The 13636-nt window shown below is 65.4% G+C and carries 13 protein-coding genes; 10 read left to right on the plus strand and 3 right to left on the minus strand.

Annotation, left to right across the window (positions count from 1 at the left end; all coding sequences use genetic code 11):
- Positions 1-64: 64 nt before the first annotated feature.
- Positions 65-274: a hypothetical protein gene (locus JEY66_RS20330; protein ID WP_018272118.1), complete on the minus strand. Its 210-nt coding sequence runs from the start codon at positions 272-274 to the stop codon at positions 65-67.
- A 426-nt stretch (positions 275-700) separates the two neighbouring features.
- On the opposite strand from JEY66_RS20330, the gene glsA reads away from it, so the two are divergent.
- The 4 genes from glsA to JEY66_RS20350 all read left to right on the plus strand — a co-directional run bounded on the left by glsA (position 701) and on the right by JEY66_RS20350 (position 5896).
- The gene (gene glsA, locus JEY66_RS20335; protein ID WP_018272117.1) at positions 701-1699 is read left to right on the plus strand and encodes a glutaminase A; all 999 of its coding nucleotides are present in this window, start codon (positions 701-703) and stop codon (positions 1697-1699) included.
- A 71-nt stretch (positions 1700-1770) separates the two neighbouring features.
- Entirely contained in the window at positions 1771-3423 is a 1653-nt protein-coding gene (locus tag JEY66_RS20340; RefSeq protein WP_026192889.1) for an MFS transporter, read from the plus strand.
- Positions 3424-3852: 429 nt separating this feature from the next.
- On the plus strand, positions 3853-4416 hold the full coding sequence (locus JEY66_RS20345; RefSeq protein ID WP_026192887.1) for an HdeD family acid-resistance protein: 564 nt from the start codon (positions 3853-3855) through the stop codon (positions 4414-4416).
- Between the two features lie 172 nt (positions 4417-4588).
- On the plus strand, positions 4589-5896 hold the full coding sequence (locus JEY66_RS20350; protein ID WP_018272114.1) for a metal-dependent hydrolase family protein: 1308 nt from the start codon (positions 4589-4591) through the stop codon (positions 5894-5896).
- Between the two features lie 115 nt (positions 5897-6011).
- Here JEY66_RS20350 and JEY66_RS20355 read toward each other — a convergent pair whose 3' ends face one another.
- Positions 6012-6467 carry a hypothetical protein gene (locus tag JEY66_RS20355; protein WP_018272113.1) on the minus strand — a complete coding sequence of 152 codons (456 nt, stop codon included), beginning with the start codon at positions 6465-6467 and terminating at the stop codon, positions 6012-6014.
- Between the two features lie 70 nt (positions 6468-6537).
- Here JEY66_RS20355 and JEY66_RS20360 point away from each other — a divergent pair, with 70 nt between their 5' ends.
- The 5 genes from JEY66_RS20360 (at position 6538) to JEY66_RS20380 (ending at position 10910) form a co-directional block, all read left to right on the plus strand.
- Positions 6538-7323, plus strand: coding sequence for an ATP12 family chaperone protein (locus tag JEY66_RS20360; RefSeq protein ID WP_018272112.1), 786 nt, complete (start codon positions 6538-6540; stop codon positions 7321-7323).
- 64 nt (positions 7324-7387) lie between these two features.
- Complete coding sequence (gene fliK, locus JEY66_RS20365; RefSeq protein ID WP_018272111.1) at positions 7388-8971, plus strand: flagellar hook-length control protein FliK; 1584 nt, start codon at positions 7388-7390, stop codon at positions 8969-8971.
- Positions 8968-9231, plus strand: coding sequence for an EscU/YscU/HrcU family type III secretion system export apparatus switch protein (locus tag JEY66_RS20370; protein ID WP_016840005.1), 264 nt, complete (start codon positions 8968-8970; stop codon positions 9229-9231). The genes fliK and JEY66_RS20370 overlap by 4 nt, the downstream gene beginning before the upstream one ends.
- Positions 9232-9363: 132 nt before the next feature.
- Positions 9364-10173 (plus strand): class D beta-lactamase, encoded by an 810-nt coding sequence (blaOXA, locus tag JEY66_RS20375; RefSeq protein WP_018272110.1) that lies wholly within the window; start codon positions 9364-9366, stop codon positions 10171-10173.
- A gap of 80 nt (positions 10174-10253) precedes the next feature.
- Positions 10254-10910 (plus strand): carboxymuconolactone decarboxylase family protein, encoded by a 657-nt coding sequence (locus tag JEY66_RS20380; protein ID WP_016840007.1) that lies wholly within the window; start codon positions 10254-10256, stop codon positions 10908-10910.
- A gap of 24 nt (positions 10911-10934) precedes the next feature.
- On the opposite strand, the gene JEY66_RS20385 is transcribed toward JEY66_RS20380, so the two are convergent.
- Positions 10935-12290: an aminotransferase-like domain-containing protein gene (locus JEY66_RS20385; protein ID WP_018272109.1), complete on the minus strand. Its 1356-nt coding sequence runs from the start codon at positions 12288-12290 to the stop codon at positions 10935-10937.
- A 366-nt stretch (positions 12291-12656) separates the two neighbouring features.
- Here JEY66_RS20385 and JEY66_RS20390 point away from each other — a divergent pair, with 366 nt between their 5' ends.
- Positions 12657-13520 carry a DMT family transporter gene (locus JEY66_RS20390; protein ID WP_018272108.1) on the plus strand — a complete coding sequence of 288 codons (864 nt, stop codon included), beginning with the start codon at positions 12657-12659 and terminating at the stop codon, positions 13518-13520.
- Positions 13521-13636: the final 116 nt, after the last annotated feature.

The following is a 13636-nucleotide window of genomic DNA, read 5'->3' on the forward strand; positions in this document are numbered from 1 at the left end:
AACGCAGACGTGGATGCCCGGGACAAGCCCGGGTATGACGAGTCGAGCGTGCGAATCTGTTTGGCTATCCAAACGGACCACTTTGATTGCGTCTCATGATCTTGAGCGTGAGCAGGGCCGCCCCGAGCACAAGAAGCAGGACACCGACGACAATTGTGCTTGTCGATTCGAATGTCACACCGACTGCTGTCAGCAAGCAGCCAACAACGATAGCGATGAGCCCACCCAGCTTCTTTACCAGCAGAAGCTGTCCGTCGCTTGTGCGCGCCACCATGATTAACCTCACTCTGCAAGTGATGCGGTCATTCCACCATCGCCGCTGGCCGGTGCTGCTTGGACCAAGCAGCGGGCTCACACCCGCATACGACAATCGTACTCTCGCAGGCCTACGATGGAAATCGCTCGTTGCTGATGACTTCATTTTTGATTCAATTGCGTCGCGCGGGCGATTGGACAATCTTGCTTACCTAGCCGCGCCGAAACGTCGCATGGCTATATCGAGTGTCGCATCGCGCAACGGCGCTGCAATTCCGCGACATGCAATGCGTTTAGCGCATTTGTCGTAAAGTGTTCTGGACCAACGCAAGCATTGCAAAGGCTGTGGGAGCGGATCGTTGACTCCGCGGTTTTTTGGGAGCCTACTTCTGGTTGCCGACTAGAAGACCTGATGCAATAAGGTCGAAATCCGGAAGGAGTGCCAATGTGGCCGCCTTCGATCGCGGAACAAGCGGAGCGGCCCTACATCTCGACTGGGCACTTGCCCAAGCCCGAGATGGTGCAGGAGCTCGTGTCTCAAGCGCATCTGCGCTTCAAGCCGAACAGCGAAGGGACCAATTCGCAGGTTTATCCGGCCCTGGCCAGGGTGCCGAGTGAACTGTTCGGCGTCTGCGTGGCCGGTACCAGCGGGCGCGTCTACGGCGCCGGCGATATCGAATACGAATTCTCGATCATGAGTGTATCGAAGCCATTCGTATTCGCATTGGTGTGCGAGGCCATCGGCCCTGAAGAGGCTCGCGCAAGACTGGGCGCGAACGCGACCGGGCTGCCGTTCAATTCGCTGGCGGCGATCGAGCATGGCGCCGGGCGCACCAACCCGATGGTGAACGCAGGCGCGATCGCGACCACAAGCCTCGTGCCGGGTTCGAGCGCGGAAGAGCAATGGCGGTTCATCCATGACGGCCTCTCGCGCTTCGCGGGCCGCAAGCTTTCGCTCAACGAGGAAGTCTACGCATCGGCATCCAAGACCAATTTTCGCAACCGAAGCATCGCGCGGCTGCTGGAGAGCTACGACCGGATCTACTGCGACGCCAGGCAGGCGACCGATCTCTACACCCGGCAGTGTTCGCTGAACGTGAGCGCCAGGGACCTGGCCGTGATGGGGGCGACGCTGGCCGATGGTGGCGTGAATCCGGTGACCCGGCAGCGGGTGGTCGATGCGGCCGTGTGCCACTATGCATTGGCCGTCATGGTCACGGCCGGACTGTATGAGACGTCGGGCGACTGGCTGTACGACATCGGTCTGCCCGGCAAAAGCGGCATCGGTGGCGGTATCGTCGCGGTGTCTCCGGGAAAGGGTGGATTCGGCACTTTCGGGCCGCCACTGGATGCGGCCGGCAACAGCGTGCGAGGGCAGCTCGCCGCGAAGTTCCTGTCGCAGAGACTGGGCATGGATCTGTTCGTGTCCCAACCGGACGAGTGAAACCAGATGCTGTGAGGATCGGTGGAGCTGTCGCTCGATCGATCGCAACACCAGGCAGGTTGGAGGACGCGATGGCAACGCAAGCGATCTCGATCGGCGACATTCAACAGGAAGAGCGCGCATCATGGGTGCCCATGATTGCGATTGCGGTCGGCCAGATGATCATGTCGTTCAACGTCGCGTCGTTGCCGGTTGCGATGGGGGGAATGGTGGCCAGCTTCGGCGTGCCGCCGACCACGGTCGCGACCGGAATCGTGGCTTACTCGATGCTCGTGGCCGGGTTCGTGATGCTTGGCGCCAAGCTCGCCCAAAGGTTCGGGGCGGTGCAGGTATTTCGCGGTGCCGTCGTGCTTTTTCTGATAGCGCAGATCGCGATGACGTTCAGCCCCACGGCCTCCGTCATGATTTCCGCTCAGGCGCTTTGCGGCGCTGCGGGCGCGGTGATCGTGCCCTCGCTCGTCGCGCTGATTGCCGAGAACTATGCTGGACGCCAGCAGGCGAGCGCCCTTGGTGCGCTGGGTTCGGCAAGGGCCGCCGCCGGCGTGCTGGCATTTGTCGTCGGTGGGTTGCTCGGCACCTATATCGGCTGGCGCCCGGCGTTTGCAATTCTCATCGTCGCCTCGGCGATCGCTTTCGCTCTGAGTTTTCGCTTGCGGCCCGACCACGGTCGCGCGGATGTCCAGATCGATCTGATCGGCGTCGCTCTAGCTGCGAGCGCAATCATTTTCATCAGCTTCGGATTCAATAATCTGAACGGTTGGGGGGTGATCCTGGCGACCCCCAACGCGCCGTTTGACTTGCTGGGCGTCTCGCCGGCGCCGATCCTGATCGTGCTCGGCACCGTGCTCGGGCAGGCATTCCTGATGTGGACGCATCGGCAACAGTCCGCGGAGAAGACGCCCCTGCTGGCGTTGGAGGTGATCGACTCGCCGGAGGAGAGGTGTGCGGTCTACGCATTATTCGCGGTCGTGGCGCTCGAGGCCGCGCTGAACTTCACGGTGCCGCTCTACATTCAGATCGTGCAGGGACGCTCGCCAATCGCGACGGCGATCGCGATGATGCCGTTCAATCTGACCGTCTTTCTCTCGGCGATGCTGATCGTCAATCTCTACGACAAACTGACGCCCCGCCAGATCGGACGCTTTGGCTTCGGCCTCTGCACCGTTGCGTTGCTGTGGCTCGCCTTCGTCGTGCGCAACGACTGGAGCGAGATTCCCGTTCTCCTTGGCCTCGTGCTGTTCGGCATTGGCCAGGGCTCGCTGGTGACACTGCTGTTCAACGTTCTGGTCACGGCTTCGCCCAAGGCGTTGGCCGGGGATGTCGGGTCTTTGCGCGGAACCACGCAGAATCTGGCGGCTGCCGTCGGCACCGCGGTGGCCGGAGCTCTGCTGGTCGGTCTTTTGAGCACGATCGCGCTCGGCAGGATCGCGGCCAGTCCGGTGCTGACCAACGAGCTTCAGAGCCAGGTTGACCTCAGCAACATCACCTTCGTCAGCAATGACCGGCTGCGCAGTGTGCTCGAAGGCACGAGCGGTACGCCGCAGCAGGTCGAGGAAGCCGTCCGGGTCAACACCGAAGCGCGCCTGCGCGCTTTGAAGATCGGATTGTTGATCATGGCCGGCCTCGCACTGCTTGCTGTCATTCCGGCGGGACGGTTGCCGAATTACCGGCCGGGCGAAATACCGGACGACGGAGCGACCGGCGAACGCGAGCGATCGGCCTGATCGGGATGCTGGCCGCCGCTGAGCAGCAAGGTCTCTGCACAACAAACGAGGTGCCGGATATGGATGAACTCGACCGTCGGATCGTGCTCCGGAAAATGCTCGGCGGCGTCGCTGCTGTTGGTCTCGGAACAGGCTTGCTGACGCAAGCGGCCAAAGCGCTGCCGCTGGCCCCTGAAGATGCCCTCGTGGCGAAGACGGATGATCCGGAGCGGCCGCTTCATATGGTCGTCGCCCGGCCACCACCGCGCCCGCGTCCTCCGCCACCACGCCGCCGCTGGCATCGCCGGCGCCGCTGGACCTGTTGGTGGCACAGAGGTCGCCGCCGCTGCGGATGGCGGTGGTGACGTCAGGCACAAGCTTCGGCAGCTCGAGTGGCGCGGCCTGGAACGCGCGACCGTGCCATGGCTGCCTGGGATCAGGGAGGACGACATGGCTACCTATGAGAACAGTTCCACGATGCTCCGCGGGCTGCCTGGCCCGCCTTTATGGGTCTGCGTTCTGCTCGGCCTCGTCATGATCGCCGCGGGCCTTCTGGTTCTGGGAGACGTCGTGCTTTTCACCGTGATCAGCGCCATCTTTATCGGCTGGACCGCCATCGTTGCCGGCGGGTTCGAAATCCTGCACGCCTTCTGGACCAAGGGCTGGGGTGGATTCGTGTGGCAGCTTCTGCTCGGAGTGCTCTACCTCGCCTGCGGAATCGTCCTGCTCAGCCAGCCGGTGGCGAGTGCGCTGCTCCTGACCTATGCCCTCGGTCTCATGCTTTTGGTCTCCGGGATTGTGCGCATGCTGGTCGGCATCGGCCATTGGCAGCAGTCCGGCTGGATCATGCTGGCGTCCGGTCTGTTTGGCGTCCTGGCCGGCCTCGTCATTCTGACGGGATTTCCGGCCACCGGGCTGTGGGTGCTCGGGCTGCTGCTGGGGATCGATCTGTTGTCCCATGGCATCGGATGGCTGAGCTACGCTTTGCAGCCTGCCGCCAGAGCGGCTCAATAGGCCGTCGATCCTCCAGGGAGCAGCAGAACTCTCACCAATAGCTGAAATCAGGTCGGTCCCTCGCGCACAGCGAGATCAATGAAGGTCTCGCGCGATGCGCCATCGGCGGAGAGTGGACATGTCGGGTTTGAGGAAGAGCGTCAGGGTTTCGGCGCTGGTTGCGTCGATTGCGATGAGCCTCGTCGCCTCGCGGCCGGCGCAGGCTCAGCAGGATGGTGGCGTGCTGTTCCAGAATGTACGCATTTTCGATGGCAAGAATGGCGCGCTGTCCGGGCCGTCCAATGTGCTGATCCGGAACAACAAGATCGAGAAGATTTCGACTGCGGCGATCACGGCCGACGCGCAGGTGATCGCCGGCGATGGACGGGTGCTGATGCCCGGGCTGATCGACGCGCATTGGCATGCGTTGCTGGTACGCCCGACGCCGGCGGCCGTGATGGCCAGCGACGTCGGCTACACCAATCTTCTTGCGGCCGCCGAGGCAACGGCGACGCTCATGCGAGGCTTCACCACCATTCGCGACATGGGCGGGCCGGCCTTTTCCCTCAAGCGGGCGATCGACGAGGGTCTCGTCGTCGGTCCTCGCATCTACCCATCCGGTGCCATGATCACCATCACCGGCGGCCATGGCGACTTCCGGCAGCTGTCCGATCTGCCCAGAACGATCGGCGGCATGCTCAGCCGCATGGAGAGGATTGGTGGCGCCATGGTCGCGGACAGCCCGGATGAAGTCCGCGTCCGCGCGCGCGAGCAACTCATGCAGGGGGCGACGCAGGTCAAGCTCACGGCGGGCGGTGGGGTGGCGTCGCCGTTCAGTCCGCTCGACGTGTCCACGTTTACTGAACCGGAGTTGCGTGCCGCGGTGGATGCTGCCGAGAACTGGGGTACCTATGTCGCCGTACACGCCTATACCTCGGTCGCGATCCAGCGATCGATCGCAGCGGGGGTCAAGTGCATCGAGCACGGTCATTTGATGGACGACGCGTCGGCCCGCCTGATGGCCGAGAAGGGAATTTGGCTGAGCACACAGCCCTTCCTCGATCTGTCGGGCGCAAGTGCCCTTGGGCCTGCGGAGCAGGACAAGATGCGGCAGGTCGTTGCCGGCACCGACAGGGTCTACGGCTTTGCCAAGAAGTACAAGTTGAAGACGGCCTTCGGTACCGACGTCTTGTTCTCGCAAGCGCTCGCTGACCGGCAAGGCGCCATGCTGACTGCCCTCACGCGATGGTACACGCCGGCTGAAGCGCTCATCATGGCGACATCGACGAATGCCGAATTGCTTGCTCTGTCCGGGCTTCGAAATCCATATTCGGGCAAGCTGGGCGTGGTGGAGGAAGGTGCGCTCGCCGACCTTCTGCTGGTCGAAGGCAATCCGATCGACAACATCAAGCTGATCGAAGATCCGGCAAAGAACTTCCTGGTCATCATGAAGGATGGAAAGGTCTACAAGAATCTTCTTGGTGGTGACCGGAACAAGTAGGCGGACATGATCACAAGGTGGGCAAGCGGCAGCGTCAAAGCATCGGCTTGTAGCCGATATGGCTGCCGACGTTGGCCGGTGGAGCAGCGATCGCCGGAAGGGCAAAGGCAGTCTGCTACCGCCGAAACTGCGTCAGAAACGTCCGCAAGGAATCGTGCTGGCTCTCGACATCCGAAATCACCCAGCCGTCGGGACCGTTGACGACGATGAAGTTGAGCGTGACGGCGCGGCCTTCATTGTCGAACGTCACCGTTACGTCGGTCTTGTCGAACTGCCGGCGCGGGATTGCGATCGAGATTGGGCCGAGCCGCCAGGTCGGGCTTTGCACCAGAAAATCGTAGGGCGCATCGTCCAGCGCGGTCCAGGCACCGCGCAGGGTGGGATCGAAGAATCGGCGAGCGGTTTCCTCGTCACGCGGCAGGCCGTTGGAATATTCGGCGCTGCCTCGCCCATAATGGGCGTAGACGTTGCGGATCAGCGATTCCGGTGTGCGGAACCCGGCGTCGGCGGTGGCGGCGCCCAGGGCGGCCGCAACGAGCGAGAAACCCGCGAGGATATTGACGCGTCCCATCAGCTTTATTTGCCGTTGCCCCTGACATATCTTGCAGGGAAATCCTTCCGAACGAAAGCCGGCCGGCGCGATGCGCGAACTTTTCGACGATGTCCCAGAACAATCTCCGTTCGATCCGCAGGAGGCGGTGCGGCGCCACATCCGCACGCCCCAGCGCAAGCGGTTCTACACCAGCGCCGGCGTCGCGGAGGCCGACGGCGGATTTTCGATCACGCTCGACGGCAAGGCGATCCGCTCGCCGTCCGGCAAGCCGATCGCGGTGCCGACGCGGGCCATTGCGGACACGGTGGCGGCGGAATGGAATGCGCAGGGCGAGACCATCGATCCCATGACCATGCCGCTGACGCGGCTTGCCAACAGCGTGATCGAGGGGGTGATCGATCGCGTCGACGAGGTGGCCGACGATGCGGCCAAGTTCCTCGGCAGCGACCTCTTGTTCTATCGCGCCGGGCATCCCGAAACGCTGGTGGCGCGCGAGGCCCGGCATTGGGATCCGATCCTGTTCTGGGCCGCTGACGCGCTCGGCGCCCATTTCGTGATGGCCGAGGGCGTCATGCATATCGGGCAGCCCGAGCCTGCGATCAAGGCGGCGCGGGCGGCGTTCCCGACCGACCCATGGTCGGTCGCCGCGCTCCATGTGGTGACGACGCTGACCGGCTCGGCACTGCTCGCGCTGGCGCTGGCGCACGGTGTCCGCGACGAGGACCAGGTCTGGGCCGCCGCCCATGTCGACGAGGACTGGAACATCGAGAAATGGGGTGTCGACGAGGAGGTCGCCGCTCGCCGCGCCGCCCGCCAGCTCGATTTCAAGGCGGCTGCCGGCGTGCTGAGGGAGCTCAAGCCCTCTGCCGGTTAACGAGGGGTTTACGGCGCCGGGCTAGCCTGCGGCACGTTCCTCGCGCCTGGCCGAGACCTCCGACATGGCACTCGCCATCAATCCCGTGCTGCCGGTGCTCGCCTCGAAGCAGGCGGACAGCGTTGCGCCTGATCTCACGCTCGAGGCCGGCAGCGTCGTCAACGCGCTGGTGCTGAAAGTGCTGTCCGCCGATCTGGTGCGGATCGCGATCGCGAGCCTGTCGATCGACGTCCAGACCGAGGTGCCGCTGCAGCAGGGTCAGAACCTGCAGCTTGCGGTGTCGCAGACCAATGACGGAATCCGCCTGCAGCTGGTCGGGCAGGGCCCGGACACCGGCGACGCCGCACGGCTGTCGCCGGCAGCGTCCGACGCCACCGATGCCGCCCAGCCCGTCGCCACGGCACCGAAGGCTGTGCTGACGCCGCTCGAGCGCGTCACCATCACGGCTGCGGCACAGAATGCGGCGGCGGTGCAGGGCAGCCAGGCGCCGCTGTTTGCCAATCTCGCCGCGGTTGCTTCGGCCAATCTGCCGCCGAAGCTGCAGGCTGCGATCGCACAAGTGCTGGCGCAGCAGACCGGGCTCGACGAGAATTTGAGCGGCGATGCGGTCAAGGCCGGCTTGCAGAAATCCGGCCTGCTGTTCGAGGCGACGCTGGCTGCGGGCGTCCCGCCGGCGGCCGGCAGCGCGCCGGATCTGAAGGCTGCGCTGATCGTGCTGCGCCAGGCGCTGAGCTCGCTCGGCGCCGGTGATGCGGCCAAGCCCGCGGCCACACCGCTGCAGCAGCCCGCGCTGCCCAATATAGGCACGGCGCCGAGCATCTTGCCGCCGGCCACGCCCGACCTCGACGTTCAGGAGATCCTGCTGCCGCAGGCGCGCGTGCCGGTCGCCGAGGATATCGCCCGCGGCGGCGCCACGGGGCTCGCCGGCGCGCTCGCGGATGCGCTCGACACCGGCCCGTCATCGGGCGGCGCGCTTAATCTCATTCAGGAAGCGCTGCACGAGCTCGGCAACCCGGCACGGCAGGGCGTCGCGCCGAGGGAGATGCTGCCCGGTGATGTGCCCGCACGCGGCAACGGGCCGCCACCGCCGTTTCATGGCGCGCTGCCGTCGGCCCAGGCCGTTGCGGAGCCGTCGATTGCCCCTGGCACGCCGCTCACAACCGTCGCGCATCGCCTGTTGGAAAACACCGACGCCGCACTGGCGCGGCAGACGCTGCTGCAGGTCGCCTCGCTGCCGGATCGCGCCGACATCGCGCGTCCGCAGCTCGACGCCATGGTGCCGCGCTGGAATTTCGAGATCCCGTTCCTGACCCAGCAGGGCACGGCGATGGCGCAGTTCGAGATTTCCCGCGACGGCGGCGGCAATGAGGTCGAGGCGGCCAAGCGGGTGTGGCGCGCGCGCTTCACGCTCGATGTCGAGCCGGCCGGCCCGGTGCACGCGCTGGTCTCGCTGAACGGCGAGCGCACCTCGGTGCGGATGTGGGCCGAGCGTCCGTCGACCGCCGCGCAGCTGCGCGCCGGCGCGTCCGAACTGAGCCAGGCGCTGACCAGAGCCGAGCTCACGCCAGGCGACATCGAGATCCGCGACGGCAGCCCGCCGCAACCCGCGCCGGCGCGCGCCGGCCATTTCCTGGACCGCGCATCATGAGCGAGGCCAACAACCAGCTCGCGGTCGCACTGCATTACGACCACGCCGGCGCGCCGCGCGTGGTGGCAAAAGGCAAGGGCGCGATCGGCGCCAGGATCATCGAGGTCGCCAAGGCCAACGACATCCCGATCGAGGAGAACGAGGTGCTGGCCGGCGCGCTCTCCAATGTCGAGCTCGGCGACGAGATTCCGGCCGAGCTCTACAAGGCCGTCGCCGAGGTGCTGGTGTTCGTGCTGCGGATGTCGGGCCGGGCGCGGTAACGGGCGCGTTTCAAGCGAAGTGCGCACCGGCTCGCGTGAAGAAAACGCGACAAACAAGCGAGTCTTGTTGCCATCCTTTCACCACGATGGCATCCACCATCGTCGTCAACCCGAACCTGCCCAGGACTTGTCGTGATCCATCGCCGCCATGCGCTCGGTCTGCTTGCTGCTACGATCCTGCCGTCACGCAGCTTCGCCAACGTGTCCTACCAGCGCAGCGAGTTTCGCGAGCAGCTGCAAAAACGGTTCTTCGATCTCGGAACTGAAGGCACATTCGTCGGCTACAAGATCGAGGACTACCTGATCATCGCCAGCGACAAGGTCCGCTCGGGCGAGGGCAAATTGCCGGCCTCGACCTTCAAGATCCCGAACGCGCTGATCGCGCTCGAGAGCGGCGTGGTGCAGGATCCCGACAAGGATGTGTTCAAGTGGGACGGCACAACCCGGAGCATCGAGGCCTGGAACAGGGATCACACGCTGCGTTCCGCGCTGGCAGTATCGGCCTTTCCGGTGTTCCAGGAGATCGCCCGCCGCATCGGCGAGGAGCGGATGAAGAAGTATGTCGACATCATCGACTACGGCAACCGCGACATCGGCGGCGGCATCGACCAGTTCTGGGTGTCGGGTAATTTGCGCATCGATCCGGTGCAGCAGATCGATTTCCTCGACCGGCTGCGCCGTGGCGTGCTGCCGGTCGGCAAGCGCAGCCAGCAGCTGGTGTGCGACATTCTCCCCGTCACGAAAGTCGGCGACGCCGTCATTCGCGCCAAGACCGGCCTCACCGACAAGGAGCACGGCTCGCTCGGCTGGCTGGTCGGCTGGGCCGAGAAGGGCACCGACGTCACGGTGTTCGCGATGAACATGGACTGCAAGACCCAGGCGCAGATCGACGCGCGGATGAGCGTCACGCAGCAATGCCTCATCGATATCGTCGCGCTGTGATGACCTGACCTGCGTGTTCATCGCTGGCTGGCGCTTCGTAGCTCGACTAGCATCCTCCGATAAAATCAAGCGGAGGAATCATGCATTCGGCAACAGTCTGGCTCTCGTCACTCACGCTGGCCGCGGCCGGCGGCTGGCTCGCGGCGACGGTGTTTTCGGCGCCGGCCACCAGCAAGGAGCCGCGCTTCCCGCAGCTCACGATGGAGCAGCTCAGCGACCTGCAAAAACCGCTCGGCGAGCAGATCATGAAGGTGTCGAGCGTCGGCATCGGCGGGCCCTACAATCCGATGATCCGGAGCCCGGTGCTCGGCCAGCGGCTCTATGATCTGTTCTATTATCTGCGCTGGCAGACCTCGGTGCCGACACGGCTGAATGAGTTCGCGATCCTGATCATCGGCCGGCAGTGGCGCTCGCAGGTCGAGTGGTTCGCGCACGCGCCGCTCGCCGCCAAGGCCGGCCTGCCGCCCGATGTGATCGCCGAGCTGAAGGCCGGCAACCGGCCGTCGAAGATGGCCGACGACGAGGCCGTCGTGTACGACTTCGTCACCGAGCTGACCACGACCAAGAAAGTCTCCGACGAGACCTTTGCGCGCGCCAAGAAGATCTTCAACGATCAGCAGATCGTCGACCTCACCGCGGTCGCCGGCAATTACGTGATGGTGGCGATGATCCTGGCGATGGCGGAGGAAACGGTGCCGCCGGGCAAGGAGGAGCCGTTCAAGGTCGGCGAGAAATAGGGCGCGGTGGCGATCGGGTGTGAATTACCGCCCGATCGCCCGTTGCAAGGTCGGCATCAGCTTCGGGTCGCGGCATTGCGCGACGTTGAAGCGCATGAAGGCGGCCGCCGTCTGCGAGGCGCTGAACACATTGCCCGGTGCCAGCACGATGTTGTCGGCAAGCGCGGCGCGCGCCACGTCGGCGGAGTCGCACCCGTCGGGCAGGTGGCACCACAGATAGAAGCCGCCGCGCGGCATCAGCCAGGGGGTGACGCCGATGCGCTGCAATTTGTCGCCGACGTCGCGGCGGGCGCGGGCAAGGCGCCGGCGCAACTCCTCGACATGCTTGCGATAGAAGCCGCTCGACAGCACGCTGGCGATGATCTCGGTCGCGACCGCGCTCGGGCCGCCGAAACCGGTCGCGACCTGGAGATCGACGAGATCCTCGATCCAGTCCGCGCGCGCGGCGATGAAGCCGCAGCGCACCGATGCCGACAGCGTCTTGGAGAAGCTGCCGATCCGGATCACGCGGCTCAGGCCATCGAGCGCGGCGAGCCGCGCCGAAGGCTCAGGCTCGAAGTCCGCAAAGATGTCGTCCTCGACGATGGTGAGGTCATAGGCTGTCGCGGCATTCAGCACGCGGTGCGCGGTCTGCGGCGACAGCGTCGCACCGGTCGGATTATGCAGCGCCGAGTTGGTGACATAGAGCCGCGGCCGCTCGGCGGCGAGCGTCGCCTCGAAGCTCGCGACATCGGGGCCCGACGCGGTGTAGGGCACGCCGACGATGCGAACCTGATGCGCGCGCAGCAGCGCGCGGAAATTGAAGTAGCAGGGATCGTCGACCAGCACGGTGTCGCCCGGCCGCAGCAGGAAGCGGCAGACGAGGTCGATCGCCTGCGTGCCGGACGCGGTCAGCAAAAGCTGCTCGGGCGGCACCTCGAGGCCCTCATCGGCAAACCGCGCCATCAGGATCCGCCGCAGCGCGAGCGAGCCGCGCGTCGCGCCATAGTCGGAGAGCACGGCGTCGTCGGCCCGCGCCAGGCCGCGCAATGCGCGCCGCAGCGCTTCGGTCGGCATCCACTCGGCCGGCAGCCAGCCGCAACCGGGCTTGAGCGCGCCGGTCTCGGCATCGAGCGATTGCCGCGACACCCAGAACGGATCCACCGCGCGGTCGCGCTGCGGCTGGTCCTTGGCGAGCGCGAGCGGCGGCAGCGCCGCGGACGAGACATAGAAGCCGGAGCCGGGCCGGGCCCGGATCAGGCCCTCGGCGACGAGGCGGTCATAGGCCTCGACGACGGTGGAGGGCGACACGCCCATGGTCGCGGCCAGGCCGCGGATCGAGGGCAGGCGGTCGTCGGCGACCAGCGCGCGGCTCGCCACCTTGGCGCGGATCGCGTTCATCACGTCGGTCGTCCGCGTCGCCTTTGGTGCATCGGATTGCTGTTGCAAGTGTATGCCTACCTTTGCCCATACAGTTTTGCGGTATTGTACTGATCTGTAGCTGCCTTGGCGAGCCTTCGCCGGCTATGTTCGCGGCGAAGGCCGCGTGAGATTCGGTTGAATCGGTCCGGCCGCAATCTCGCTGCACCTCTCCCGCTTGCGGGGGAGGTCGCATCGCATCGAAGATGCGATGCGGGTGGGGGCTCTTGTCACATAGAGATAGCCTCTTCGTGGAGAAACCCCCACCCCAACCCTCCCCCGCAAGCGGGAGAGGGAGCAGTTCGCGGCTCGACCTCATCTCGCGACGCGCCCCGAAGGTGAGGTACAATGGACAAGGCTTCGATCGACGGCTGGGGCAGCGGCTTGCTCGGCGTGATTATCTTCAGCGGCTCGCTGCCGGCCACCCGCGTGGCCGTCGCCGGGTTCTCGCCGCTGTTTTTGACTTCGGCGCGGGCGGCGATCGCGGCGCTGCTCGGCGCCGCGCTGCTGGCGGTGCTGCGGCAGCCTTGGCCGAAGCGCAAGGACCTGGTGTCGCTGACCATCGTAGCACTCGGCGTCGTGATCGGCTTTCCGCTGCTCACCGCGCTCGCGCTCCAGCACATCACCTCGGCGCATTCGATCGTGTTCATCGGGCTGCTGCCGCTGTCGACCGCCGTGTTCGGCGTGCTGCGCGGTGGCGAGCGACCGCAGCCGCTATTCTGGCTGTTCTCCTGCGTCGGCAGCGCGACGGTCGGCGCGTTCGCCTTGTCGAGCGACGGATCGGCGTCGCTGACCGGCGACCTCCTGATGGTCGCCGCCATCATCGTCTGCGGCCTCGGCTATGCCGAGGGGGCTGCGCTGTCGCGGCGGCTCGGCGGCTGGCAGGTGATCTCCTGGGCGCTGGTGCTGTCGGCGCCGGTGGTGTTCGTGATGACGATCATGACGCTGCCGCCGAGCTGGCAGGGCATCGGCGCGCCGGCCTGGCTCGGGCTCGCCTATGTCTCGATCTTCAGCATGCTGGTCGGCTTCGTGTTCTGGTATCGCGGGCTTGCGATCGGCGGCATCGCCAGCGTCGGCCAATTGCAGCTGCTGCAGCCGTTCTTCGGCCTCGCGCTGGCCGGCCTGCTGCTGCATGAGCAGGTGGCCTGGTCGATGATCGCGGCGACCATGCTGGTCGTCGCCTGCGTGGTGTTCGCGCGCCGCTTCGCGTGACTCGGTCGAACTGTAAAGCGGATGCTAACCATGCCAAGTGGTAATTCATCCCGCCCGCCGCGGGGTCCCGCACTGTTACGGATCGGGTTTCAGCGATCCTTAAGTGGAGTTGCCCA

Origin of the sequence: Bradyrhizobium elkanii USDA 76, from assembly GCF_023278185.1 — a bacterium.
In the GTDB taxonomy this organism is placed as follows: domain Bacteria; phylum Pseudomonadota; class Alphaproteobacteria; order Rhizobiales; family Xanthobacteraceae; genus Bradyrhizobium; species Bradyrhizobium elkanii.